Source organism: Neorhizobium sp. LMR1-1-1.1, from assembly GCF_040675795.1.
Classification (GTDB): Bacteria; Pseudomonadota; Alphaproteobacteria; order Rhizobiales; family Rhizobiaceae; genus Neorhizobium; species Neorhizobium cellulosilyticum.
Genome location: NZ_JBEGHE010000025.1, coordinates 404,071 through 426,842 on the forward strand (window position 1 = coordinate 404,071; position 22,772 = coordinate 426,842).

The following is a 22,772-nucleotide window of genomic DNA, read 5'->3' on the forward strand; positions in this document are numbered from 1 at the left end:
CTGAGGTCAACGGCCGCTAATAGGAGCGGGCAAGAAGCCGGCAGGTGCGAAAGCCGGCGATCAAAGCTTTCACAAACCCCATCATGGGAGAGATCGATGAACATGTTGAAACTTTCTGCAGCCGCCCTCGTGGCCTCTGTCGCATTCGCCGGTGCTGCCGCTGCGCGCGACCAGGTCCAGGTTGCCGGCTCCTCCACCGTTCTGCCGTACGCAAAGATCGTTGCTGAAACTTTCGCGGAAACCTTCCCGAACTTCAAGGCTCCGGTTGTTGAATCCGGCGGCACCGGCGGCGGTCTGAAGGCTTTCTGCTCGGGCGTTGGTGAAGGCACGATCGACGTTGCCAATGCTTCGCGCAAGATCAACAAGAGCGAAGCCGAAGCCTGCAAGGCAGCTGGCGTTACCGACGTTCAGGAAATCCGCATCGGTTACGACGGCATCGTATTTGCCGCTGATAGCTCGAACGGTGACATGAAGATCGAGCCGAAGGATCTCTACAAGGCTCTCGCCGCTGAAGTTGTTGTTGACGGCAAGCTCGTCGCCAACCCCTACAAGAACTGGTCGGACATCAACGCTACTCTGCCGAAGGGCCCGATCGCTGCCTATATCCCGGGCTCCAAGCACGGCACCCGCGAAGTCTTCGAAGAGAAGATCATGGCTGAAGGCTGCAAGGAAGCCGGCGCCACCGACGTCATCAAGGCTGCCATCACCGATGCCAAGCAGGCTGCTGCCAAGTGCGTTGCAGTCCGTAAGGACGGCGTTGCTGTCGACATCGACGGCGACTACACCGAAACGCTCGCTCGTATCGCTGCCAACAAGACCGGCCTCGGCGTTTTCGGCCTGGCTTTCTACGAAAACAACAAGGACAAGCTGAAGGTTGCAACTGTTTCGGACGTCGTCGCTTCGACCGAGACGATCTCCTCCGGCAAGTACCCGGTTTCCCGTCCGCTGTACTTCTACGTCAAGAAGGCTCACCTGGGCGTTATCCCGGGCCTGAAGGAATACGTAGAGTTCTTCATCTCTGACGACATGGTTGGCCCGGAAGGCCCGCTCGCCGAATACGGCCTGGTTGCCGCTCCGGACGATCAGCGCGAACAGGTCCGCAAGGACTTCGAAGCCGGCAAGACCATGTAATGCTTGATCCGGCGCCGCTTCGGCGGCGCCGGTCTCTTATCCGGCATTCGGCCGGCGCCTTCGCAGGGCGACCTTTTAACTGGGTATTTGCGACCAATTCGGTTCCGGTGATGGGAATTGTGCGGTAGTGGCTGCCGCCGATGGCGGTAGGCCGGGGGATTCTGATGAGCACACCACTGATCTTGTTGATTTTGGCGATCATTGCGATCGTCTGTTATGTCGTTGGGACCCGACATGCGCTGGCGATCGCTGGCGGACTGTCCTCCAAACTCCATTCTCGTCCCGGCTATTATGGCTCGTTCGTCGCGATCTGCGCCGTCCTGCCGGCCGCGATCGTTCTGGCTGCCTGGCTGATTGCCAGCCCGCTCTACATCAATTCCACCATTCGCGGCGGTTTCCCCGAGGATGTGAAGGCCAGGTCAGAAGCTGAGCAGGGTCTCGCTTTCGGCATGGTCAACTCGCTTGCCCGCGGCATGGATATCCTGACGCTGGACGAGATCGACAGGGTCGGCAGCAACCCTGCCGAACTTCGAAGCGCGCTCGGCGCCAAGGGCGTTGCGCTTGCCGGTGATCCGGAACCGTACATGGTCGAATCCGCCGGCGACCTCAATGCGATGAACAAGATCAGCAACCGTGTCATGACGGCTGTTGTGCTGATCGTTGCGCTGATTGGCGCAGGTCTTTCCTATACCCGCATCTCGCATCGCTTCCGCGCCCGCAACAGGGTCGAACGTGTCATCCTTGGCGCGCTTGTCGTCGCTTCGTCGATCGCGATCATCACGACGATCGGTATCGTCATGTCGATGCTGACGGAAGCCGGCCACTTCTTCGGCCGCGTTCCTGCCTGGGAGTTCTTCTTCGGCACCGTCTGGGATCCGCGTTTCGCTGCAGCCGGTGCGAGCGCCTCTGAGGGCCAGTTCGGTCTGATCCCGCTGTTGCTCGGCACGCTTTATATCGGCTTCGTCGCAATGCTCGTTGCCGTACCGGTCGGCCTGTTCTCGGCAATCTACATGTCGGAATATGCCTCACCGAAGCTTCGTTCGATCGCCAAGCCGCTGCTCGAAGTTCTCGCCGGTATCCCGACCATCGTCTATGGCTTCTTCGCGCTGACCACGGTCGGTCCGTTCCTGCGGGATCTTTCGTCCAGCATCAACGGCATCGCCACCGGTGATTTCGCCAACTTCATCCAGGCTCAGAGCGTTCTGACAGCCGGTTTCGTAATGGGCATCATGCTGATCCCTTACGTCTCCTCGCTGTCGGACGACATCATCACCGCAGTGCCCCGTGCCCTTCGTGACGGTTCGCTCGGTCTCGGCGCAACCAAATCGGAAACCATCAAGAAGGTCGTCATGCCGGCTGCTCTGCCGGGTGTTGTCGGCGCTCTCCTGATGACCGCCTCTCGTGCCATCGGTGAAACCATGATCGTGGTTCTCGCTGCCGGTGTGGCGGCCCGCATGCAGCTCAATCCATTCGAGCCGATGACGACGGTGACCGTCAAGATCGTCAGCCAGCTGACGGGCGACCTTGAATTCACCTCGCCGCAGACGCTCGTCGCCTTCGCACTGGGTATCACGCTCTTCGTGATCACGCTTTGCCTCAATATCTACGCGCTCTTCATCGTGCGCAAATACCGGGAGCAGTACGAATGACCGACGTGGTTTCTTCCCCCGCCGGCGTCCTGGCGAAGCCCGCCCGTCGCGATATCGGCATCAAGCGCCGCTACGCTGCAGAACGTCGCTTCCGCGCCTATGGCATCGCCGCCCTGTCCTTCGGGCTTCTGTTTCTCGCGCTGCTTCTGTGGTCGGTTGTTTCCAAGGGATACACCGCCTTCCAGCAGACGATGATCACCGTTCCGGTCGAATTCTCCGAACAGATCATCGACAAGGATAACGAGCGCGCCACCGATCCGCAGAAGCTGGTGACGGCCAATTACCCGCTCATCGCCCGTAATGCCGTCGCCAAGGTGCTCGGTGTTGCTGAAACCGATCGTTCGGGTCTGCGCGCCGTCAACCAGATGATCTCGGACGGCGTTCGTGGCCAGCTGCGTGACATGGTTGTCGCCAACCCACAGATCATCGGCACGACCCAGACGGTCTCGCTGCTTGCCGCCGGCGATATCGACAGCGCATTCAAGGGCCAGATCGATCTCTCCGTGTCGGAAAACAACCGTAAGGTTTCCGACCAGCAGGTCGGCTGGATGAACCAGCTTGCGGAATCCGGCGCCCTCGGAAAGCACTTCAACACCGGCATTTTCGTTAACGGCAATTCCAGCCGTCCGGAAGCTGCCGGCGTCGGCGTGGCCTTGATCGGCTCCTTCTACATGATGCTGATCGTGCTCGTCCTGGCGCTGCCGATCGGCGTTGCCGCCTCGATCTATCTTGAGGAATTCGCGCCGAAGAACAAGTTCACCGACCTGATCGAGGTGAACATCAACAACCTCGCGGCCGTCCCCTCCATCGTTTATGGTCTCTTGGGTCTGGCGGTCTTCATCAACTTCATGGGCCTGCCGCGCTCGGCTTCGCTGGTCGGCGGCCTGGTCCTGACGCTGATGACGCTTCCGACGATCATCATCGCCACCCGCGCTGCATTGAAGGCGGTTCCGCCCTCGATCCGCGCGGCGGCTCTCGGCCTCGGCGCCTCGAAGATGCAGACCATCTTCCATCACGTCCTGCCGCTTGCCATGCCGGGCATCCTGACCGGTACGATCATCGGTCTGGCGCATGCTCTCGGCGAAACCGCACCGCTGCTCCTGATCGGCATGGTCGCCTTCGTCGCCAACTATCCGACGACGCCGATGGATCCGTCGACAGCACTGCCGGTGCAGATCTACATGTGGGCAAACGAGGCGGAACGCGCCTTCGTCGAAAGAACTTCGGGAGCGATCATTATCCTGCTCCTGTTCCTCGTGGTCATGAATGTTGGTGCAATTCTGTTGCGTCGGCGCTTCGAACGCCGTTGGTAGGAGATCGACACAATGAATATGTTGTCAGAAGCAGCAGTTGAGAAGGCGCTGGACAAGAAGATGAATGAAGTCGCGTACAAGATGATTGGCAAGGACGTATCAGTCTATTACGGCGAGAAGCGCGCGCTTTTCGACGTGAACCTGAATGTCCGCGAAAACACGGTGACGGCGCTGATCGGCCCCTCGGGTTGCGGCAAGTCGACCTTCCTGCGCACGCTCAACCGCATGAACGACACGATCGAGGGCTGCCGCGTCACCGGCAAGATCACCCTTGATGAAGATGATATCTACGACAAGGAAATCGACGTCGTGGAACTTCGCGCCCGCGTCGGCATGGTGTTCCAGAAGCCGAACCCGTTCCCCAAGTCGATCTACGAAAACATCGCCTATGGCCCGCGCATCCACGGTCTTGCCCGCAACAAGGCGGATATGGACCAGATCGTCGAGGCAAGCCTTCAGCGCGCCGGCCTCTGGGCGGAAGTCAAGGATCGCCTGCATGAAGGCGGCACCGGCCTGTCCGGTGGTCAGCAGCAGCGTCTCTGCATCGCCCGTGCGGTTGCAGTTTCGCCGGAAGTCATCTTGATGGACGAACCCTGCTCGGCGCTCGACCCGATCGCCACCGCAAAGGTCGAGGAACTGATCCACGAACTGCGCGCCAACTATACGATCGTTATCGTCACCCACTCGATGCAGCAGGCCGCCCGCGTATCCCAGCGTACCGCCATGTTCCACCTCGGCCAGCTGGTCGAAGAGAATGACACGGACAAGATGTTCACCAATCCGGATGACCAGCGCACCCAGGATTACATCATGGGCCGCTTCGGCTGATTGGCCGTTGCCTGTTGCCCGCTGCTACGGATTTTGAGGACAAAGAGATGGTATCAAGTCATATCCTGTCGGCCTACGACGAAGAACTGAAGTATCTGCGCCGCCGCATCTCGGAAATGGGTGGCCTTGCAGAACAGATGTGCGGCGATGCCGTGCGCGCTCTGGTCAATGGTGACTCTGCCCTGGCCCAGAAAGTTATCTCCGACGACGTGATCCTGGATCACGCCGAGCGCGAGATCCAGGACAAGGCGATCGTCACCATCGCCAAGCGTCAGCCGATGGCTGCCGACCTGCGCGAAATCATCGGGACGCTGCGCATCGCAGCCGACCTGGAACGCGTCGGCGATCTCGGCAAGAACACCGCCAAGCGCGTCATTGCGGTTCAGGGCCATGGCGTTCCCCGCAAACTCGCCCGCGGTCTGGAACACCTCTCCGATCTCGCTGCCGTTCAATTGAAGGAAGTGCTGGACGTCTATGCCAGCCGTTCTGCCGAAAAGGCCGAAGCGATCCGCCTGCGCGATGAAGAAATCGACGCCATGTACACATCGCTCTTCCGCGAACTCTTGACCTACATGATGGAAGATCCGCGCAACATCACCACCTGCACGCATCTTCTGTTCTGCGCCAAGAACATCGAGCGTATCGGTGACCACGCGACCAACATCGCGGAAACCATCTACTACATGACGACGGGTGCTGTGCCGGAAGGCGAGCGTCCCAAGGACGATACGGCGAACACCGTCGGCGCGATTGCTGACTGATTTTGCCTGTCTGATGGAGTGTATCTAGTATGCAGCCGAGAATTGCGGTCGTGGAAGACGAGGAGGCGCTCAGCGTCCTCCTCCGTTATAATCTCGAAGCCGAAGGCTACGAGGTCGAAACCATTCTGAGAGGTGATGAGGCCGAAATCAGGCTTCAGGAGCGTGCTCCGGATCTTCTGGTTCTCGACTGGATGCTGCCCGGCGTTTCCGGCATCGAATTGTGCCGGCGCCTGCGCATGCGGCCAGAGACTGAGCGCCTGCCGATCATCATGCTGACAGCGCGCGGCGAGGAAAGCGAACGTGTTCGCGGTCTGGCGACCGGTGCCGACGACTATGTCGTCAAGCCCTTCTCTACGCCGGAACTGATGGCGCGCGTCAAGGCGATGCTTCGCCGTGCCAAGCCGGAGGTTCTCTCCAGCGTCCTGAAATGCGGTGATATCGAACTGGATCGCGAGACCCATCGCGTTCACCGCAAGAGCCGTGAAGTGCGCCTTGGCCCGACCGAATTCCGTCTCCTGGAATTCCTCATGGTCTCGCCCGGCCGCGTCTTCTCGCGCTCCCAGCTTCTCGATGGCGTCTGGGGCCACGATATCTATGTCGACGAACGCACCGTCGACGTGCATGTCGGCCGCCTGCGCAAGGCGCTGAACTTCTCCAACATGCAGGATGTCATCCGCACCGTTCGCGGTGCCGGCTATTCGATGGAATCCTGATCTGCAGGATTAAGATCTGGAATGCAGGTTTCTAAGCCCGAGTGCGGTCATCCGCCTCGGGCTGAAGCATTTCAGGCCTTGCCTTCTTCCTGCCACTCAGGCAGCGGAAAGATCCGGTCGTAGGCCAGATTGAAGAAGAACGCATAGACTAGGTAGAACAGGGCGAACGAGATATCCATCACCAGAGCTTGCATCAGGCTCACGCCCAGATACCAAGCGATGAACGGCATGAGCACGATCAGCAGTCCGAGTTCGAACAGCACGGCATGTGCAACGCGCAGCGCCATGGTTTTCTGCGTACCGCCGCGATACGTCTGCATCAGGTGGTCGAAGCCGAGATTGTAGAGATAGTTCCAGCCGGTCGCCAGCGTTGCCGAAACGATCCCGACGACACCGATATGTTCGACCGGTATGCCGAAGACGAAAGAGGCGAGCGGTGTGAAAATCGCAAGCCCGATGATTTCGAAGCTGATTGCGTGACGAATACGGTCGCGTGTCGTGCGCATTTTATACCCCATTGGGTTATCCGGGTCGTCCCGGCATCAATGCCCATTCTGGGGGAGGTCGTCCTCACGCCTTTTCAGATAGGTGTTTGTGGCGCAGGAGGCAAGGCGCAGGCGGGCAAGGCTGCCTTGCAGAACCCGCAGCACGGCAAACAAAAAAGCGGGCCGAAGCCCGCTTGATCGTTGTTTATGGTGCCGAACTTTACGCCCGTGCAGCGCTCGGACGGCGGCGCTCGTTGACCGGCTGGTAGGCGAGCTTCGCATGGTAGGTGCAGTAAGGCGAATTATCCGGGGACTCACAGCCACAGAAGTGGAAATCGTCCGTCAGCGGATCGCCGACGGGCCACTTGCAGGTGCGTTCGGTCAATTCGGTCAGCGCCAGCTTGCGGGAAATCGGCAGGACAACGTTGGAAGCGGGACGGTAGACCAGTTCCTGCGAAGCCTCGAACTCGACCTCTTCCTTGAGCGCGGTTGCGCCGACCGGACGGGCGACCGGGCGTGCTGCCGGACGGGTGGCGAATGTCTGCTGGGGACGGGAAGTAGTTGCTGCTGGGCGCTTTGCCGTACGGTTCGTCGCGATTGTGCCGCCCGCCTTTGCGCGGCCCGGCAGGTTGAGGCGATGGACCTTGCCGATCACGGCATTGCGGCTTACGCCTCCAAGTTGTGCGGCGATCTGGCTGGCGCTCAAGCCTTCCGACCACAACCTTTTCAGTTTTTCAACGCGCTCGTCCGTCCAGTTCATGCCCGTTCTCCGCCTTTGAACGTTGGTGGCATGCAGAATCCCTCACCAATGTCGCGCGATACATCTCGCAACAGGCACTATATCTATGCTTTTGGTGACTAGTTCCGCCGCATGCAGTCTAGTAATTGATCTTTAACCTAGAGGTCCGCAGACTCCGTGACAAGAGTCCCCGGAATCGCCACGAATCGATTTCCCGGTTTTCCCCAACTTGCTTTCCGGGAGAGTCATTTTTGTCACAGCTGTCGGCAGGGTTGCGTCCTTGCAGCAAAATGCCTTGAAACCCCAGATTTCCGTGAGTTTTGTTGACATCACATGGATGAGTGGCGATAGTGCCGCGGCCGCCCCGAGGGCGGCATTTTGATTTTTTGAATATCCGCAATCGGATGCATTAGGAGTGAGCCGCCATGGCTGAATCTGCGCTTTTCGACACCTTTGCCCGGGCCCCGCTGCGCTTTGAGCGTGGCGAAGGCGTTTGGCTTGTGACGGAAAGCGGCGAGCGATATCTCGACTTCGGTGCGGGTGTCGCTGTCACGTCCTGCGGCCATGCCAATCCGCATCTGGTCGAAGCGCTGAAATCGCAGGCCGAGAAGGTCTGGCATCTGTCCAATCTTTATGAAATCCCGGAGCAGGAGCGCTTGGCGCGCCGTCTGGTCGACGCAACCTTTGCGGACAAGGCCTTCTTCACCAATTCGGGTGCGGAAGCGCTGGAATGCGCAATCAAGACGGCCCGCCGTTATCACTATTCCAAGGGGCACCCGGAAAAGTTCCATATCATCACCTTTGAAGGTGCCTTCCACGGCCGGACGATCGCAACGATCGCAGCCGGCGGCCAGGAAAAATATATGGAAGGCTTCGGCCCCAAGGCTCAGGGTTTTGATCAGGTGCCCTTCGGTGATCTCGATGCGCTGAACGCTGCGATCAACGAGAACACCGGCGCTCTGTTGATCGAGCCGATCCAGGGCGAGGGCGGTGTGCGTCCGGTTCCGAAGGAATTCATGCGCGAGCTGCGCCGCATCTGCGACGAAAAGGGTCTTCTTTTGATCCTCGACGAAGTTCAGACCGGCGTCGGCCGTACCGGCAAGCTCTTTGCCCATGAATGGGCCGGCATCACCCCGGACATCATGGCGATCGCCAAGGGTATTGGCGGCGGCTTCCCGTTCGGCGCATGCCTTGCAACGGCAGAAGCCGCATCCGGCATGAAGCCCGGCATCCACGGCACCACCTATGGCGGCAACCCGCTAGCTATGGCCTGTGGCAATGCGGTGCTTGATATCGTGCTCGCCGACGGTTTCCTGGAAAACGTTCGCGATGTTGCACTCGTCTTCCGTCAGGGCCTTGCAGCGCTCAAGGATCGTTTCCCGACCGTGATCGAGGATATTCGCGGCGAGGGCCTGTTGCTCGGTATCAAGGCAAAGGTGCCGGCCGGCGACCTGATCTCCGGAATGCGCGATCAGCATATGCTGGCCGTCATGGCAGGCGATAACGTCGTCCGCATTCTGCCTCCGCTTGTCGTCACCGCCGAGGAAGCGCGCGAAGGTCTTCGCCGTATCGAGCGTGCTGCCGAAACGCTGTCGGCTGAACAGCTGAAGAAATCCGCTTAAGAATACGTAGAGAGGGCGCCTTCCGGTTCCCTCCGTTAGGGAACAAGGTAATGGCATCTCCCAAGCATTTTCTCGATCTTTCCGCTGTGTCGGCGGGTGACCTGCGCTCCATCCTCGATGATGCAAAGGTGCGAAAGCAGGCAACCAAGGCTGGCACAGCTGACAAGCCGCTGGCCGGCAAGATGCTGGCCATGATTTTCGAGAAGCCGTCGACCCGCACTCGCGTTTCCTTCGATGTCGGCATGCGTCAGCTTGGCGGTGAGACGCTGTTCCTGTCGGGTACCGAGATGCAGCTCGGCCGCGCCGAGACGATCGGCGACACCGCCAAGGTTCTGTCGCGTTATGTCGACGCGATCATGATCCGCACCACCGATCACAAGCGCCTTCTGGAGCTGGCCGAACATGCCACCGTGCCGGTCATCAACGCGCTGACAGACGACACCCATCCCTGCCAGATCATGGCCGACCTGATGACCTTCGAAGAACATCGCGGTCCCGTCGCCGGCAAGACGATTGCCTGGACCGGCGACGGCAATAACGTGCTGCATTCGCTGGTCGAAGGTTCGGCCCGTTTCGGTTACCGCATGAATATGGCAGTCCCTATGGGTTCCGAGCCGCATGACAAGTTCTTGAACTGGGCGCGCAACAACGGCGGCGAGATCATGCTCACCCACGATGTCGAGCGCGCGGTTGCCGGCGCCGATGTCGTGGTCACCGATACCTGGGTTTCGATGAACCAGGAACACAAGGCGCGCGGCCACAACATCTTCCAGCCCTACCAGGTCAATGAAGCGCTGATGAAGCAGGCCAAGGCCGATGCGCTGTTCATGCACTGCCTGCCGGCCCATCGTGGCGAGGAAGTCACCGACGCCGTGATCGATGGCCCGCAGTCGGTTGTCTTCGACGAGGCGGAAAACCGCCTCCACGCCCAGAAGTCCATTCTGGCCTGGTGCTTCGGCGCGATCTGAGCCTGTCTTCTGGCTCTTGAATTGGCTTGAAGCCGGCACCATTTGTCGGCTTTCAAACGCGCCGTGCCTAGTGCCGGCGCTTCAACAGACATCCCCGACATTTTCGAGCGGCCCAGCGGTTCCGCTTGCCGGCCTGTTTGTGTAAATGTCGGGGACAAGGCCCGAGACGATCGGTGTGAAGGAGTAAGATGATGGCGGAAGCAACCGTGGAACTGAAGGACCTCCACTTTGCCGGAGACGACAGGGTTGTTCCCTTCCAGGTCGAGGGCCTGGATGTTCGTGGCCGTGCGGTGCAGCTTGGGCCGCTTCTCAACACCATTCTGGGTCGCCATGATTATCCGGCGCCGGTTGCAAGGCTGCTTGCCGAAGCACTAGTGCTGACGGCATTGCTCGGTACTTCGCTGAAATTTGATGGCAAGTTCACAGTTCAGACCAAGGGGGACGGACCCGTCGATCTTCTCGTGGCTGATTTCTCCACGCCGGATGCGCTTCGCGCCTATGCCCGTTACGACGAGGATGCACTGGCTGCTGCCGTCAAGGATGGCAAGACCTCGCCGCCGGAGCTTCTTGGTCAGGGCGTACTCGCCTTCACCATCGATCAGGGCAAGGGCATGCAGCCCTATCAGGGCATCGTGCCGATGGACGGCTCGTCTCTGGAAGAGATTGCCGGCGTCTATTTCCGTCAGTCGGAACAGATACCGACCCGTGTCCGTCTTGCCGTGGCCGAGCTTTTCGACCGCGATGAGGACGGCAAGCCGCGTCATAATTGGCGGGCAGGCGGTCTGGTCGCCCAGTTCCTACCCCAGGCGCCGGAGCGCATGCGTCATCCGGATCTCCACGGCGGTGATGGCGACGAACGCGATACCAGCGTCACCGATGATGCCTGGGATGAAGCCCGTTCGCTGGTCGAGACGATCGACACTGACGAGCTGACCGATCCGCAGGTCGCGATCGAACGGCTTCTCTATCGCCTGTTCCACGAGCGTGGCGTGCGGGTTTATGAACCGCAGACGGTCTTCGATCGTTGCAGCTGTTCGCGCGAGAAGATCAAGGGCGTGCTCGCCGGCTTCACGGCGGAGGAAATCGAGGCAAGCCAGGAAGACGGCCAGATCGCCGTCACCTGCGAATTCTGCTCGACGACCTATCGTTACGAATTGGCGGAATTCGCTCCGGCCTGAGCCGCAGGGCTCAATTCAGCACCCGGTTCAGCCCGGGTGAATCCAGCGAGAAGGCGGGGATGTCGACCTTGAAGACCTCGCCTTCTTCCGTCTGCATGTCGTAATAGCCGAACATCATGCCGGATGGCGTGTCCAGTGGGCAGCCCGATGAATATTCATAGCTGTCGCCCGGCTGCAGGCGCGGCTGTTCTCCGACGACGCCAAGCCCGTCCACTTCGTCGACCAGACCGTTCTGGTCGGTAATATGCCAGTAGCGGTGAACCAGCTTTACCGTATGGATCGAGTGGTTCTCGATAACAATGCGATAGCCCCAGACATAGCGGCTCTCTTCCGGACTGGACTGCTCCTCCAGATAGAACGGCTCGACGGCAACTTCTATGTCTCTTGTCCGGGCGCGATACATGGACAAATACCTCAAAACTACAGCGCCGGATATCGTTTCTTGCACGTCAACCACGCCGTAGAACATGGAATCTACATCCCCGCATATCGTACACACGGCATCGAACGTCAAGAAAACTCGCGGTTTACGCGAGAAACTGTGATCTGTTCTTGGAATTAGGGATAACTGATATGGTGAATCCGAAAACCGGATTCACCATATCGACGGGCCGAAAAGACCTCAGATAGAAGTCAGAGCCTTGGCAAAATCTTCAAGCAGATCTTCGCCGTCCTCGATGCCGGCCGAGAAGCGCACGGTGCCGGGCGAAATGCCAAGCTCTGCACGCGCCTCGTCGGTGAGGTTCTTGTGCGTCGTTGTTGCTGGATGCGTGATCAGGCTGCGGGTGTCGCCGAGATTGTTGGAGATGGTCACCACGTCCAGCGCGTTCTGCAGCTTGAAGGCAGCTTCCTTGCCGCCCTTCAGCTCGAAGCAGACCAGCGTCGATCCGCCGCTCATCTGCTTGGCGATGATGTCGGCCTGCGGATGGTCCTTGCGGCCCGGATAGATGACTTTGGCGACATGCTTGTGCTCTGCCAGGAAGTCGGCGATCTTCGAGGCGTTGTCCGTCTGCGCCTTGACGCGGATCGGTAGTGTCTCAAGTCCCTTGATCAGCGTCCAGGCGGTAAACGGCGACATGGCCGGGCCTGTGTGGCGATAATAATCCTGCAGATGCTCGTCCACCCATTCCTTGTCTGAGAGGATCACACCGGCAAGGCTGCGGCCCTGGCCGTCGATATGCTTGGTGGCCGAATAGACGACGATGTGGGCGCCGAGTTCCAGCGGCTTCTGGAAAAGCGGGGTCGCAAACACGTTGTCGACCACCACCTTTGCGCCGATCTGGTTGGCAAGCTTTGCTACGCCGGCAATGTCGACGATCTCGAGCGTCGGGTTGGTCGGGCTTTCGAGGAAGAACACCTTGGTATTCTTCTGGATCGCTTTCTCCCAATTGGCGAGATCGCGGCCGTCGATGAGCGTGCATTCGATGCCGTAGCGCGGTGCGAGCGTCTCGACCACCCAGCGGCACGAGCCGAACAGCGCGCGGGCTGCAACGATATGATCGCCGGCCTTCAGCTGGCAGAGCAGGGCGGCGGAAACGGCGGCCATGCCGGATGCCGTGGCGCGGGCTTCTTCCGCACCTTCCAGCGCACACATGCGCTTTTCAAACATGTCATTGGTCGGGCTGCCGTAGCGGGCGTAAATGTAACCTTCGGTCTCGCCCTTGAAGCGCGCTTCCGCGGCTTCCGAACTGTCGTAGGCAAAGCCCTGGGTGAGATAGATCGCTTCAGACATTTCGCCATATTGCGAACGCAGCGTACCGCCGTGGACGAGTGTAGTTGCCGGGCGCCATTTGTTTGTCATGCTAGTCCTCAATCCAAAACAAAAAAAACCGGCCGCGAAAGCAGACCGGTTTTAGCAACCCGGTCTTTTTAGCCACTTGTTTAACGTGGCTGCAAGCCGACCGGCAAATCACCACGGGATAAAGCTGGCTTACGCCTCGCATTCGCTTGCGTCAATGCCCTGCATTTGGTTTTGTCACCGCCAAATTTTGAAAGAAACGATCATGGCTCGCGACACGGGAATTCTGGCGGACCGCGCAATTGCGGCGCTCTTCGAAACGGGACGGCTGGTCTCCGAACGGGATCTCGACCGCGATCAGATTCAGCCGGCCAGCTTGGACCTTCGTCTGGGTGCCAAGGCATTTCGCGTGCGCGCCTCCTTCATGCCAGGTCCAAACAGCCTCGTTTCCGATAAGCTCGACCGGTTGAAGCTGCATGTTGTCGATCTGTCGGAGGGCGCGGTTCTGGAAACCGGCTGCGTCTATATCGTGCCGCTGATGGAAAGCCTCGATCTGCCGGCAAATATGTCGGCGTCGGCAAATCCGAAATCCTCGACCGGCCGTCTCGATATCTTCACCCGCGTCATCACTGATCATGCGCAGGAATTCGACAAGATCCCGGTCGGTTACCGCGGCCCGCTCTATCTCGAAATCTCGCCGCGCACTTTCCCGATCGTAGCCCGACAGGGTTCGCGCCTGTCGCAAATCCGCTTCCGCATCGGCAATGCCCTCCTGTCAGAACCTGAACTCTTGCATCTGCACGAGACCGAAACGCTGGTCGCATCCTCGACGCCGAACGTGTCCGGCGGCGGTATCGCGCTGTCGATCGATCTCAAGGGTGATGCGAATGGCCTGATCGGTTATCGTGGCAAGCATCACACGGCCGTAGTCGATGTCGACAAGAAGGCCCAGCACGATGTTTTCGATTTCTGGGAGCCGCTCTACAGCCGCGGCCGCAACGAGCTGATCCTCGATCCGGATGAGTTCTACATCCTCGTCTCCCGCGAGGCCGTGCATGTGCCGCCGCTTTATGCCGCCGAAATGACCCCTTTCGATCCGCTGGTCGGCGAATTCCGTGTCCATTATGCCGGCTTCTTCGATCCGGGCTTCGGACACGAAGCCGCAGGCGGACGAGGCAGCCGCGCCGTCCTGGAGGTCCGCAGCCACGAGGTGCCCTTCATCCTCGAAGACAGCCAGATCGTCGGACGCCTCGTCTACGAGCATATGCTGGAAGCTCCGCAAGGTCTCTATGGATCTGGTCTCGGCTCGAACTATCAGGCGCAGGGTCTGAAACTGTCGAAACATTTCCGCGGCTGAGCATCACGCTCGATCCCGGTTGGGCGTTTCGAACCGTATCTGCCCGACCAATCCCGATGCCGCAGGCAGCCCACCGCCCTTGACAGCCGCGATCCGTTGTTGGAAACCTGCAGGCGAAAGCGGGTGTAGCTCAATGGTAGAGCAGCAGCTTCCCAAGCTGAATACGAGGGTTCGATTCCCTTCACCCGCTCCAGCGACTTTTCCATCAGTGTTTATTAAAATGACAAAGTGCCTAGGAAGATAAGGTTAGGCACGCGCGTGCGTGTAGCTACGTGCAACGATGCGCGGTGACCGCCACTTTCGGTAAAGGCGGTGCGGTTTATTTGTCGCGGCCGGACCCCTTGCTGATCAGCTTATGCTCTTCTTCTTGGATGAGGTTTAAAAGCGTTTGCCGCTCCAGAGCGGTCCAGCTCCGTTCCTCCAGCAGCTTTTTATAGCGCTCGATATTCTTGCGCGCGATGAAATCCTCCAAGCATGGCTCCCTGCAATGGTTATCGCACTGCGTAAAATTCCATCCGCTTGTTCCTAATCAAAGAATCTGCCGATGGAGCGGGTCATAACTTGCAGCGATAGAGGTGCGACGCACTGACAAAAGTCAGTTTGAGAGCGACTTTTGTGCGACCACCTAGACTGTTAGGTTAAAATGAAATTCCGTGCCGCGCGAACCGATCAGCCGAGTTTGGCTCTTCGGGCTGAACATCCATGGCAGTCGAGTGACCAAAATGGATCGACTATCGAACTGCTACCTAGCGAGAGGACTGAGCTTCTGCTGCTTGGTGAACTTCTCACAGTAAAGGCTCACTCAGCTCCGATTTTCATGCAGGGCGAACGAGCAAAACATCTGTATTATCTGGATGAGGGAGTTGTTCAGGGAAGGCATACGATCCGTAACGGGGTTCGACAAAGCGTGGCGTTGTTTTGGCCCGGTGACTTCTTCGGTTTGCCTCGTGATGGCTGTTTTTTCAACTCGGCGGAAGCCGTAACCAATTGCACAGCGTATAAATTTCCCATCAAGGATTTGGAGAAGTATCTTCCACGCCGCCCTCGTATCCAGCAGAAATTGCTTTTAAAGGCCAGTCATGACATTCGGCTGGCTCAACGGCGGCTTGTTGTTATGGGAGCACTCGACGTTACACGACGGCTCGCGGTTTTTCTCGTCGACTGCTGCGGCCATGCTCAACATTTCGACGATGAAAATCAGGTGCTTACGGTACCAATATCCAGGCATGATATCGCTGACCACATCGGAACTTCAGCGGAGACCGTAACACGAGCGATGAAAACGTTGGAGAAGAAGGGCTTGGTGCGGCGAATTACACCGTGGCAGCTGGAACTCAGAATGTCCGAGCTGTTCGCTTTTTCTGGGCTAGACTGAAGGCTGTGGTCTCAGCGTTCCAGCACCGCAGCCGGATAAGGCCATCAACGACCACCCGTCTCGGTTGGTATGCCGGCTTGGTTTCAGGGCGCGGGATATCGATTACGAATCGCGCGCATGTAATAGTTGCCAGGCGAGCTTGCTTCACACAGATCGGCGATGACAACGGCGGGAACCTCGCAAAACTCGCGAACCTGCCCGTTGGACATGAATACCGTCATGCGGAACGACATTTCGTCATACTCGACGGAATCGATAAGCTTTGATCTGAGATGGATACGCATGAGTTCCCATCCTGTTTCGCCGGCCTCCCTGCATTGAAAATAGTCGGGCATGCCATCGAGTCAATAATGATGAATCCATCTACCAAGATGTTTGGCAGTTCTTGCATGTGTAGGCCTGCGATTGGGAAATGAAATTCAAGTAAAATAAAATGATTGTTGTGTTGCGGGTCTGGAAGATCATGATGACAATACGCGAGGCCGTTTCCATTGGTGTAGTGTATATATCGGAAATGTGAGCGGAAGTTTGGTTCGACTTTGATTTTTGAGAATGCGTGCGGCATCTTTCCCATATTGATGTGATGGATGACGCCAGACAATTCTGACGACGCACGTTATTTCGGGAAAAGGATTTCCATGCCGAAGTTTGCCGCATTCCTTGGTCTCCTCATCGCATTTTTGAGCTTCCCGGCATCCGCTTCTTCGACGAACCTCCTATTCGGGCGTGGCGTCAATCTCGTCGGGAATAACGGTTATTATACCCAGTCCACTACCTGGGCGACCGATGAGGGAATGAAATATTACCTGGGCAAGGGCATGCGTGTTTTCCGTCTGGTTTTCGCCTGGGAATGGATTCAGCCAAGGCTCGGCGGAGATCTCGATCCAACCGTGCTTGCGGCCCTTGAACGGGAGGTTGATTTTCTGACGGGTGCTGGGGCCACGGTCATCGTCGATGTGCATAACTTCATGCGCCGAGACCTCAATTTCGAAAGGCAACCGAAGAACGAGGTCATCATAGGCGAGGCTCAGGAAGTCTCGGCGGCCCATTTCTCTGATCTCTGGGTCAGGCTCGCTATGAAATTCAAGACAAATCCCCGCGTCATGTTCGGCATCATGAATGAGCCGCACGATGTGGACGGCATCAAGCTTGCTGCGACCTACAATACGGTGCTGAAGGATATTCGCGCAACCGGCGCGACCAACACGATCCTATTGGATGGATACGGTTTCGCCCATGACCTGTCCTGGACGGGGCAACCGCTTGGAAAACCGCTCGGGCCGCTCGTCCGTGATCCCGGCAACAATCTGGTCATCGACGTTCACCGTTATCTTGACGACTACAGTGCCGGACAGAAACAGACCTGCAATCCTGGATCAGGTGCCACAGTTCTGGTGGAGTCGACGGAATGGGCGCGCGCCAACAGGATGCGGTTGTTTCTCGGCGAATTCGCGGTGGCCAGGAATGAGGCCTGCTATAAGGAACTGCGAGACCTTCTGGCATATTTTGCCGCCAACTCCGATGTCTGGACCGGCTACACCTGGTTTGGTGTCTATGCCGGACAGAAAGGCTACCATACGCCTGATCAGGGCTTCTGGTATTCGATTGACCCGGGCGGTCCCGATGCGCAGGACTTTTCCGGCGCAACGCCGGATGATCCGCGCATGAATATCCTGCTTGAAGGTCCGTGAGGCCGGTAAAACGTCTGGATGCATTCGACGGAAATTGTCGTCATGCGGTTTCAGTCTGTTGATGTCGGCGCATGCGGTGTTTTGTTCCAATGGAACGGATTGGTCTTGAGTTCGATCACCGCCCGCCAAGCTGCAGCCGAGATCATCAGCCAGTAGAATGGCACCATCACCCATCGCCAGCCGATCTGGCGCTTTTCATGGTCGATCATCGAACCGACCCCCAGTCCCAGGAAGATCAGGTAGCTTCCGAGGATGTTGACGAAATCCATGACGAACAGTGAGACGACACCGAGTGGCAGATCGTTTTTGGGCGCGTCGAGCATCGCCGATGCCCCGAGCCAGAGGAAAACGAAGATCAACGGGTGAAGCAATGCCGAGATCAGCATCCCGCCCACCATCAGCTGGAAAGTCACAAAAGCGGGCAGGCCCATCTCCCGCATCAACCTCGCCGGATCGCGCATCAGCACCAGCCATGTCTGCAGCCAGCCTTTATACCAGCGGGCGCGTTGCGCCATCCAGACGGAAACCTGCACCGGCGCGTCCTCCAGTGTCTGGCAGGTCAACACGTCCGAACGGTAGCCGAGCCGATAGAGGCGCAGCCCCATATCTGCGTCCTCGGTCACATTATATGGATCCCAGCCGCCGACTTTCTTCAATATTTCGGTTTTGAAATGGTTGGACGTTCCTCCGAGCGGCAGGGGCATTCGTCGTCTGGCGAGCATTGGTAGAAGGCCCCTGAACAGTGCGGAATATTCAAGCGAGAACAGTGCGCTGAGCGGTGATTTCCGGGCATTGGCAATGATCAGCGGCGCCTGCAGGCAGGCCAGGTTGGGCGGCCCGTTTACAAAGGTCGCGTGCGCTTCGCGCAGTTGCAGCGGGTGCGGCCGGTCTTCCGCGTCATATATGGCCAGAAATTCACCCCGTGCCGAAGAGAGCGCATAGGTAAGTGCCTTTGGCTTGGTTCGCGGACCGATTGGCGGCACAGTGACGATTTCGAACTGTGGTCCAAGTTCAAGCGCGGTCAGCGCGGCAATCGTCTCGGCGTCGTCGTCTTCGCAGACGAGCTTGATATCGATGAGTGTATGGGGCCAGTCGAGCCGTTCGAGGCAGGCTATGAGTTGGCCGACGACGGGGGCTTCTCGGTAAAGCGCCACCATGACAGTGTAGCGCGGTAACGGGCCGGCTTTCAGGTTGAACCTGGTAGCAGGGCTCGGCAGATGCATCTTCAAAGCAAGCGCCGTCAGCCGCAGCAATAGCGAAGCAAGATAGGTCAGCGACAGAATGATATGCAGGCTGAGAAGCGTCACGACCGGTATGATGAGGAAGGCCGCAATCGTTCCGGCGACGAGCGCGCCTGCGAAAAATCCCTGCTTACCCGAAAGCACCGTCCGGGCGGAAAAAGCCGGTTGCCGCTCGAAAAGCCCGTTGGTCGTTTCCTGCCCGCGCCGTCCGGCTCCCGCAGCCCACACCGCCTTGCGAATGGCGCCTGGTGTCGTGATGGCAAGGTTCCGGCCGAGCATGGGCATGGTGGTCAGGGCTGCGGCAAGTTCTGCCAGTCGCGCCGCCTCCGGCACGATGACGGTTTCCGGCGCCCGACTGCGATGAGCAAGCCGGATCATGGTCGGACGTATAAGCTGGCTGTCCAGCGTCATTGCGTCCTGCACAAGGCGAGGATCGATCGTGTCGATGAAAGGCAACCGCAGCAACCGCGCGATCGCGCCGTAATAAGCCTCTTCGCGCACCTCGCCGGAGCGCAGCAGCTCGGCCTCGATCGACGTGCCGTGACGCAGCGCCCGCTCGCGCATTCGGGCAATCATCGGCTTGGAGAAACCGAGAGCAGCAAGAACCGCGGCCTCAGCTTCCGGAGGATCCGGATCGGCGTCGCCGCGAAACTCTTGGTCATTGGCCTGCCGGTCCTCTGAACCGCCGTTCGGCAAGCTCGTGGCAGGCTCATCGTCACAGACCGCCGATCCCTGCGGCGGATATTCCCCGAAGCGCATGGTTCTGTTACACCGTCCCCAAGGAGCACCCGATAGGGGCGCTCCTGCCTGACCCGCAGACGATCATAATGAGGCACCGGATGATTACATCCCTAGTTTGGCGGGGGGCGCGCGATCTCTTTGCAGCTTTCGTGATGTTGGTGGCCGCTTTCGCATCACCCGGGACGAGCCTTGCATCCGAAAGCGGAAATCGCCTGCCGCTGATGTTCGACAGCCGCGAACGCGTGGCTCGCCCGGATCTGTCGACGATCGTTCGCCTGCGCATTCTGACAACCGTTGATTTTCCGCCCTTCAACTTCACCGACCAGACGGGGCGCCTATCCGGTTTCAACGTCGATCTTGCCCGCGAAATCTGTGCTGAACTAAAGCTTGAGGCCAAATGCCAGATCCAGTCCATACCGTTCGACGAACTGGAAAGGACGTTGGAGGCCAATGGCGGTGAGGCGGTGATGGCGGGCATCGCGGTCAATCAGGACCGGCGGGAGCGTTTTTTGTTCTCCCGCTCCTATATCGGCATCCCGGCGCGTTTTGCCAAAAGCCGCTCGGCCGACATACCGGGCGACACTGCTGCAGCACTCGCCGGGCGTCGTGTCGGCGTAGTCAAGGAAACCGCACATGAGGCGATGCTCAAGGCATTTTTTCCAGGCATCATCGCCGTGCCGTTCGAAACCGGTGAGGCAATGACTACGGCCTTGAAGGAAAAAAAGATCGACGCCGTTTTTTCCGATGGATTGAGATTGCCCTTCTGGGTCGCCAGCGACGCTTCTGAAAAATGCTGCATGCTTTTCGACGGCCCTTATCTTTCGGAAAAATTCCTGGGCGAGGGCCTGTCCGTCATGGTGCGTCGCACCGACCCGCTTCTGGTCTCGGCCTTCGATCAGGCGCTCGCCGAGCTGTCCCGTAACGGCAGGCTGCAGGATCTTTATCTGCGCTATTTTCCAAACGGGTTATATTGAGCTGGGAATTTGTTCCTGTCTCCCGTAACCGAGAAAGCAAGGGCCTCACTGGCTCGCCCAGATTATGCGGGCCATCCACTCCACATCGGCAAGATCAAAGGTCCGGTTGGGATGCTCCGGGTTGAGCGACATCACTTCGACGCTTTTCGGGCTCTGGCGTGCCAGCACCTTGGCCATCACTTCACCCTCCTTGGTTTTCAACACGACGCGGTCGCCGCGTCTCACCTGCGCCCCCGGCTCGACAATCAGCACGTCACCGTCGCGATAGAGCGGCATCATCGATTCCCCCTGAACTTCGAGCGCATAGACGCCCACCTTGCGTGACGGATCGACGGGAAACTCGACGACATCCCAGCCCTGTCCGGCCGGAAATCCACCATCGTCGAAAAAGCCGCCTGCTCCCGCCTGGGCAAAGCCTAGCAGCGGAATATTCCCGGCCTGCGGCGGAAAATTACCCTCGGGTATCTGGTTGCGGCCGCCAGCGGGCAGATAGCTCATGAATTGGTCGATCGTGGCCCCGGTGGCATCGAGTACTTTCGAGATCGATTCCGTCGAGGGCCAGCGCAGCCGCCCGTCAGGCCCCAGACGCTTTGAACGATTGAACGAGGTAGGATCCAGTCCAGCCCGCCTCGCAAGCCCGGATGGCGTCAGTTGATGACGTTCGGCAAGCCTGTCGATCGCGTTCCATATGGCGTCATGTGACAGCATTTTCGCCCGTGCCCCGGCCTTTACAAGGCTCCAGTCCGCGACCGCTTGAAGAGGGGCGCCATGCAGCCTTCAATCAGAGGTGACGCGCTCACCGATCCCGGCATTCTGCGTCAATGCCAAAGAGCGTCTCCGGCACGCCTGATTTTAGCCGAAGGTCACGTGAACGTAAAGCTCGAAGAGGAATAAAATCCTTTTTCTACTTACGCCACCATGGCCATGTTGATCTTTCCGAGCTTGATCACAGCCTGAGTCCGGCTGTCGACATTGAGCTTCAGAAGGATTGCCGAGACATGTGCCTTGATCGTCGCTTCCGAGACGCCAAGCTCGTAGGCGATCTGCTTGTTGAGCAGGCCTTCGGCAAGCATGGTCAGCACCCTGTTCTGCTGCGGTGTCAGCGTCTTCAGCCGGTCGAGAATTTCGATCAGCATCGGATCGTCCTCCGGCTGGCTGGCGTCGCTGCCGGGTGAGAATATCCCGCCGTCGAGCACGGTCTTGACCGCCATGCGGATGTCGTCGAGGCCGGATGATTTCGGAATGAAGCCGGATGCCCCCAGTTCGATCGACCGGCGCACCGTGCCGCTGTCGTCGGTCGCCGATACGATGACAATCGGAAGCGCTGAAAACTGTGCCCTCAATGTCATCAGCCCGGAAAACCCGCTGACCCCGGGCATGGCGAGATCGAGCAGCATCAGGTCGGCATCCGCATGCTCGTCTGCTGCCTTGAGCGCGGCGGAAAACTCGCCGCATTCGATGATGGTGACATCCTCCGCCATGGCCTGAAGCGTCTGCACGAGCGCGCCGCGAAACAGGGGATGATCGTCTGCGATGATGATTTTGAGTGTCTGCATTCCCACGCCTCCTCCCAAAGGCATAGTTGTGCTGGGATGAAGATCCCGGGCCCTCCTCAAGGCCTGCGTCAATTTGTAACGCCGTTGACGAACCGAAACAAGGGTGACGTTCGGCTGCTGCACATCTTCTGCGAGTGGAGCCTTCCGTGATCTGTATCGATTCTGCGACAGGTCGCTTGGCGCGTCAGGTTCTGTCCGGTTGCGGCGCGGGGTTCGGCTCTCCGGTAAATTCGCGCACGATACCCATGAAAGTCCGCATGAAACGCTCCATGATCGATAGCGACCGGTCAACCTCCGCGTCGCTCGGCAAGCGCCCCGGCGGTGTCTGGCTGATCCGTTCCTCCAGCGCCGTTACGCGTTTTTCCAGGAGGTCGAGTTCCTTCTCATACGCCGCGCGCTCGTCCGGTGCCATCCGGCAGGTCAACTCGTTGTTTTCTTGGCCGCAGGTGGTGATCGCCCCGGTCTCCGTGTCCAGCCGCACGATGCCCTGGTCCGTCTGCTCAAGCTGGAACCTCTGCTGTGCCTCTGTCCCCGTTGAAAAGAGCAAGGCACCGGTCAGAGAGGCGGCAGCAATGCTGATTGCCGAAATGCGCATTTTCTCTCCTCCGATAGTAATGGACTTTTAGCCGCCTTTGCGGCAAACGATCCGCAACGCCGCTTATCTGCTCTAACGGGTTCGCAGGCCTCAAAGTTCTCACAGGCCCTAAATCTC

Annotated in this window: 23 protein-coding genes, 1 tRNA gene and 1 riboswitch; of the genes, 14 read left to right on the forward strand and 10 right to left on the reverse strand. The window is 58.8% G+C overall.

Features of this window, described 5'->3' with window-relative positions:
• Positions 1–96 precede the first annotated feature (96 nt).
• The 6 genes from MRBLMR1_RS15140 to phoB all read left to right on the forward strand — a co-directional run bounded on the left by MRBLMR1_RS15140 (position 97) and on the right by phoB (position 6,395).
• Positions 97–1,131 (forward strand): substrate-binding domain-containing protein, encoded by a 1,035-nt coding sequence (locus MRBLMR1_RS15140; RefSeq protein WP_148148318.1) that lies wholly within the window; start codon positions 97–99, stop codon positions 1,129–1,131.
• Positions 1,132–1,295: 164 nt separating this feature from the next.
• On the forward strand, positions 1,296–2,780 hold the full coding sequence (gene pstC, locus MRBLMR1_RS15145) for a phosphate ABC transporter permease subunit PstC (RefSeq protein ID WP_148148317.1): 1,485 nt from the start codon (positions 1,296–1,298) through the stop codon (positions 2,778–2,780).
• Positions 2,777–4,093: a phosphate ABC transporter permease PstA gene (gene pstA / locus MRBLMR1_RS15150; protein WP_148148316.1), complete on the forward strand. Its 1,317-nt coding sequence runs from the start codon at positions 2,777–2,779 to the stop codon at positions 4,091–4,093. Before pstC ends, pstA begins: the two co-directional genes overlap by 4 nt.
• Before the next feature lie 12 nt (positions 4,094–4,105).
• The gene (pstB, locus tag MRBLMR1_RS15155) at positions 4,106–4,921 is read left to right on the forward strand and encodes a phosphate ABC transporter ATP-binding protein PstB (protein ID WP_148148315.1); all 816 of its coding nucleotides are present in this window, start codon (positions 4,106–4,108) and stop codon (positions 4,919–4,921) included.
• A gap of 47 nt (positions 4,922–4,968) precedes the next feature.
• Positions 4,969–5,682 carry a phosphate signaling complex protein PhoU gene (gene phoU / locus MRBLMR1_RS15160; RefSeq protein WP_148148314.1) on the forward strand — a complete coding sequence of 238 codons (714 nt, stop codon included), beginning with the start codon at positions 4,969–4,971 and terminating at the stop codon, positions 5,680–5,682.
• Positions 5,683–5,711: 29 nt separating this feature from the next.
• Complete coding sequence (phoB, locus tag MRBLMR1_RS15165; RefSeq protein ID WP_112458346.1) at positions 5,712–6,395, forward strand: phosphate regulon transcriptional regulator PhoB; 684 nt, start codon at positions 5,712–5,714, stop codon at positions 6,393–6,395.
• Positions 6,396–6,466: 71 nt separating this feature from the next.
• Here the strand turns inward: phoB and MRBLMR1_RS15170 are convergent, their stop codons facing one another.
• Both MRBLMR1_RS15170 and MRBLMR1_RS15175 read right to left on the reverse strand, forming a co-directional pair.
• Positions 6,467–6,901, reverse strand: a complete 435-nt coding sequence (locus MRBLMR1_RS15170; protein ID WP_148148313.1) for a PACE efflux transporter — start codon at positions 6,899–6,901, stop codon at positions 6,467–6,469.
• Positions 6,902–7,100: 199 nt separating this feature from the next.
• Entirely contained in the window at positions 7,101–7,640 is a 540-nt protein-coding gene (locus tag MRBLMR1_RS15175) for a GcrA family cell cycle regulator (protein WP_148148312.1), read from the reverse strand.
• Between the two features lie 404 nt (positions 7,641–8,044).
• Here MRBLMR1_RS15175 and MRBLMR1_RS15180 point away from each other — a divergent pair, with 404 nt between their 5' ends.
• The 3 genes from MRBLMR1_RS15180 to MRBLMR1_RS15190 all read left to right on the forward strand — a co-directional run bounded on the left by MRBLMR1_RS15180 (position 8,045) and on the right by MRBLMR1_RS15190 (position 11,387).
• A complete protein-coding gene (locus MRBLMR1_RS15180; protein WP_148148311.1) occupies positions 8,045–9,241 on the forward strand; it encodes an aspartate aminotransferase family protein in 1,197 nt (398 codons plus the stop codon).
• 50 nt (positions 9,242–9,291) lie between these two features.
• Positions 9,292–10,209 carry an ornithine carbamoyltransferase gene (argF, locus tag MRBLMR1_RS15185; RefSeq protein ID WP_148148310.1) on the forward strand — a complete coding sequence of 306 codons (918 nt, stop codon included), beginning with the start codon at positions 9,292–9,294 and terminating at the stop codon, positions 10,207–10,209.
• 191 nt (positions 10,210–10,400) lie between these two features.
• Positions 10,401–11,387, forward strand: a complete 987-nt coding sequence (locus MRBLMR1_RS15190) for an Hsp33 family molecular chaperone (RefSeq protein ID WP_148148309.1) — start codon at positions 10,401–10,403, stop codon at positions 11,385–11,387.
• 10 nt (positions 11,388–11,397) lie between these two features.
• Here the strand turns inward: MRBLMR1_RS15190 and apaG are convergent, their stop codons facing one another.
• Complete coding sequence (apaG, locus tag MRBLMR1_RS15195; protein WP_112458352.1) at positions 11,398–11,790, reverse strand: Co2+/Mg2+ efflux facilitator ApaG/CorD; 393 nt, start codon at positions 11,788–11,790, stop codon at positions 11,398–11,400.
• A gap of 219 nt (positions 11,791–12,009) precedes the next feature.
• The gene (locus tag MRBLMR1_RS15200; protein WP_148148308.1) at positions 12,010–13,188 is read right to left on the reverse strand and encodes an O-succinylhomoserine sulfhydrylase; all 1,179 of its coding nucleotides are present in this window, start codon (positions 13,186–13,188) and stop codon (positions 12,010–12,012) included.
• A 47-nt stretch (positions 13,189–13,235) separates the two neighbouring features.
• Positions 13,236–13,313, reverse strand: a riboswitch (SAM riboswitch).
• A gap of 77 nt (positions 13,314–13,390) precedes the next feature.
• Between MRBLMR1_RS15200 and MRBLMR1_RS15205 the strand changes: the two genes are divergently transcribed.
• Positions 13,391–14,482: a 2'-deoxycytidine 5'-triphosphate deaminase gene (locus MRBLMR1_RS15205; RefSeq protein ID WP_148148307.1), complete on the forward strand. Its 1,092-nt coding sequence runs from the start codon at positions 13,391–13,393 to the stop codon at positions 14,480–14,482.
• Between the two features lie 119 nt (positions 14,483–14,601).
• Positions 14,602–14,675: transfer RNA gene (locus tag MRBLMR1_RS15210), tRNA-Gly, on the forward strand.
• Positions 14,676–14,801: 126 nt separating this feature from the next.
• Here MRBLMR1_RS15210 and MRBLMR1_RS15215 read toward each other — a convergent pair.
• Positions 14,802–14,954 carry a hypothetical protein gene (locus MRBLMR1_RS15215; protein WP_183684937.1) on the reverse strand — a complete coding sequence of 51 codons (153 nt, stop codon included), beginning with the start codon at positions 14,952–14,954 and terminating at the stop codon, positions 14,802–14,804.
• Between the two features lie 171 nt (positions 14,955–15,125).
• Here MRBLMR1_RS15215 and MRBLMR1_RS15220 point away from each other — a divergent pair, with 171 nt between their 5' ends.
• Positions 15,126–15,857, forward strand: a complete 732-nt coding sequence (locus tag MRBLMR1_RS15220) for a Crp/Fnr family transcriptional regulator (RefSeq protein WP_148148306.1) — start codon at positions 15,126–15,128, stop codon at positions 15,855–15,857.
• 83 nt (positions 15,858–15,940) lie between these two features.
• Here the strand turns inward: MRBLMR1_RS15220 and MRBLMR1_RS15225 are convergent, their stop codons facing one another.
• On the reverse strand, positions 15,941–16,192 hold the full coding sequence (locus MRBLMR1_RS15225; protein WP_148148305.1) for a KTSC domain-containing protein: 252 nt from the start codon (positions 16,190–16,192) through the stop codon (positions 15,941–15,943).
• A 303-nt stretch (positions 16,193–16,495) separates the two neighbouring features.
• Between MRBLMR1_RS15225 and MRBLMR1_RS15230 the strand changes: the two genes are divergently transcribed.
• A complete protein-coding gene (locus tag MRBLMR1_RS15230) occupies positions 16,496–17,548 on the forward strand; it encodes a glycoside hydrolase family 5 protein (protein ID WP_183684939.1) in 1,053 nt (350 codons plus the stop codon).
• 50 nt (positions 17,549–17,598) lie between these two features.
• Here the strand turns inward: MRBLMR1_RS15230 and MRBLMR1_RS15235 are convergent, their stop codons facing one another.
• Positions 17,599–19,548, reverse strand: coding sequence for a glycosyltransferase family 2 protein (locus tag MRBLMR1_RS15235; RefSeq protein WP_148148303.1), 1,950 nt, complete (start codon positions 19,546–19,548; stop codon positions 17,599–17,601).
• A 68-nt stretch (positions 19,549–19,616) separates the two neighbouring features.
• Here MRBLMR1_RS15235 and MRBLMR1_RS15240 point away from each other — a divergent pair, with 68 nt between their 5' ends.
• On the forward strand, positions 19,617–20,504 hold the full coding sequence (locus tag MRBLMR1_RS15240) for a transporter substrate-binding domain-containing protein (RefSeq protein ID WP_394353664.1): 888 nt from the start codon (positions 19,617–19,619) through the stop codon (positions 20,502–20,504).
• A gap of 45 nt (positions 20,505–20,549) precedes the next feature.
• Here the strand turns inward: MRBLMR1_RS15240 and MRBLMR1_RS15245 are convergent, their stop codons facing one another.
• The 3 genes from MRBLMR1_RS15245 to MRBLMR1_RS15255 form a co-directional block, all read right to left on the reverse strand.
• Complete coding sequence (locus MRBLMR1_RS15245; RefSeq protein WP_148148301.1) at positions 20,550–21,212, reverse strand: S24 family peptidase; 663 nt, start codon at positions 21,210–21,212, stop codon at positions 20,550–20,552.
• A 200-nt stretch (positions 21,213–21,412) separates the two neighbouring features.
• On the reverse strand, positions 21,413–22,060 hold the full coding sequence (locus MRBLMR1_RS15250; protein WP_148148300.1) for a response regulator transcription factor: 648 nt from the start codon (positions 22,058–22,060) through the stop codon (positions 21,413–21,415).
• Positions 22,061–22,244: 184 nt separating this feature from the next.
• Positions 22,245–22,655, reverse strand: coding sequence for a hypothetical protein (locus tag MRBLMR1_RS15255; RefSeq protein WP_148148299.1), 411 nt, complete (start codon positions 22,653–22,655; stop codon positions 22,245–22,247).
• Positions 22,656–22,772: the final 117 nt, after the last annotated feature.

Excerpts from the sequence above, each read along its gene's own strand:
- MRBLMR1_RS15205 (WP_148148307.1), top strand. The coding sequence starts at position 13,391 with ATGGCTCGCGACACGGGAATTCTGGCGGACCGCGCAATTGCGGCGCTC.
- argF (WP_148148310.1), top strand. The coding sequence starts at position 9,292 with ATGGCATCTCCCAAGCATTTTCTCGATCTTTCCGCTGTGTCGGCGGGT.
- MRBLMR1_RS15255 (WP_148148299.1), bottom strand. The coding sequence starts at position 22,655 with ATGCGCATTTCGGCAATCAGCATTGCTGCCGCCTCTCTGACCGGTGCC.
- pstB (WP_148148315.1), top strand. The coding sequence starts at position 4,106 with ATGAATATGTTGTCAGAAGCAGCAGTTGAGAAGGCGCTGGACAAGAAG.
- pstC (WP_148148317.1), top strand. The coding sequence starts at position 1,296 with ATGAGCACACCACTGATCTTGTTGATTTTGGCGATCATTGCGATCGTC.
- MRBLMR1_RS15170 (WP_148148313.1), bottom strand. The coding sequence starts at position 6,901 with ATGCGCACGACACGCGACCGTATTCGTCACGCAATCAGCTTCGAAATC.
- MRBLMR1_RS15220 (WP_148148306.1), top strand. The coding sequence starts at position 15,126 with ATGAAATTCCGTGCCGCGCGAACCGATCAGCCGAGTTTGGCTCTTCGG.
- MRBLMR1_RS15240 (WP_394353664.1), top strand. The coding sequence starts at position 19,617 with ATGAGGCACCGGATGATTACATCCCTAGTTTGGCGGGGGGCGCGCGAT.
- MRBLMR1_RS15245 (WP_148148301.1), bottom strand. The coding sequence starts at position 21,212 with ATGCTGTCACATGACGCCATATGGAACGCGATCGACAGGCTTGCCGAA.
- MRBLMR1_RS15190 (WP_148148309.1), top strand. The coding sequence starts at position 10,401 with ATGGCGGAAGCAACCGTGGAACTGAAGGACCTCCACTTTGCCGGAGAC.
- phoB (WP_112458346.1), top strand. The coding sequence starts at position 5,712 with ATGCAGCCGAGAATTGCGGTCGTGGAAGACGAGGAGGCGCTCAGCGTC.
- MRBLMR1_RS15250 (WP_148148300.1), bottom strand. The coding sequence starts at position 22,060 with ATGCAGACACTCAAAATCATCATCGCAGACGATCATCCCCTGTTTCGC.
- pstA (WP_148148316.1), top strand. The coding sequence starts at position 2,777 with ATGACCGACGTGGTTTCTTCCCCCGCCGGCGTCCTGGCGAAGCCCGCC.
- MRBLMR1_RS15140 (WP_148148318.1), top strand. The coding sequence starts at position 97 with ATGAACATGTTGAAACTTTCTGCAGCCGCCCTCGTGGCCTCTGTCGCA.
- MRBLMR1_RS15230 (WP_183684939.1), top strand. The coding sequence starts at position 16,496 with ATGCCGAAGTTTGCCGCATTCCTTGGTCTCCTCATCGCATTTTTGAGC.
- MRBLMR1_RS15235 (WP_148148303.1), bottom strand. The coding sequence starts at position 19,548 with ATGCGCTTCGGGGAATATCCGCCGCAGGGATCGGCGGTCTGTGACGAT.
- MRBLMR1_RS15175 (WP_148148312.1), bottom strand. The coding sequence starts at position 7,640 with ATGAACTGGACGGACGAGCGCGTTGAAAAACTGAAAAGGTTGTGGTCG.
- MRBLMR1_RS15180 (WP_148148311.1), top strand. The coding sequence starts at position 8,045 with ATGGCTGAATCTGCGCTTTTCGACACCTTTGCCCGGGCCCCGCTGCGC.
- phoU (WP_148148314.1), top strand. The coding sequence starts at position 4,969 with ATGGTATCAAGTCATATCCTGTCGGCCTACGACGAAGAACTGAAGTAT.
- MRBLMR1_RS15200 (WP_148148308.1), bottom strand. The coding sequence starts at position 13,188 with ATGACAAACAAATGGCGCCCGGCAACTACACTCGTCCACGGCGGTACG.
- apaG (WP_112458352.1), bottom strand. The coding sequence starts at position 11,790 with ATGTATCGCGCCCGGACAAGAGACATAGAAGTTGCCGTCGAGCCGTTC.
- MRBLMR1_RS15225 (WP_148148305.1), bottom strand. The coding sequence starts at position 16,192 with ATGCCCGACTATTTTCAATGCAGGGAGGCCGGCGAAACAGGATGGGAA.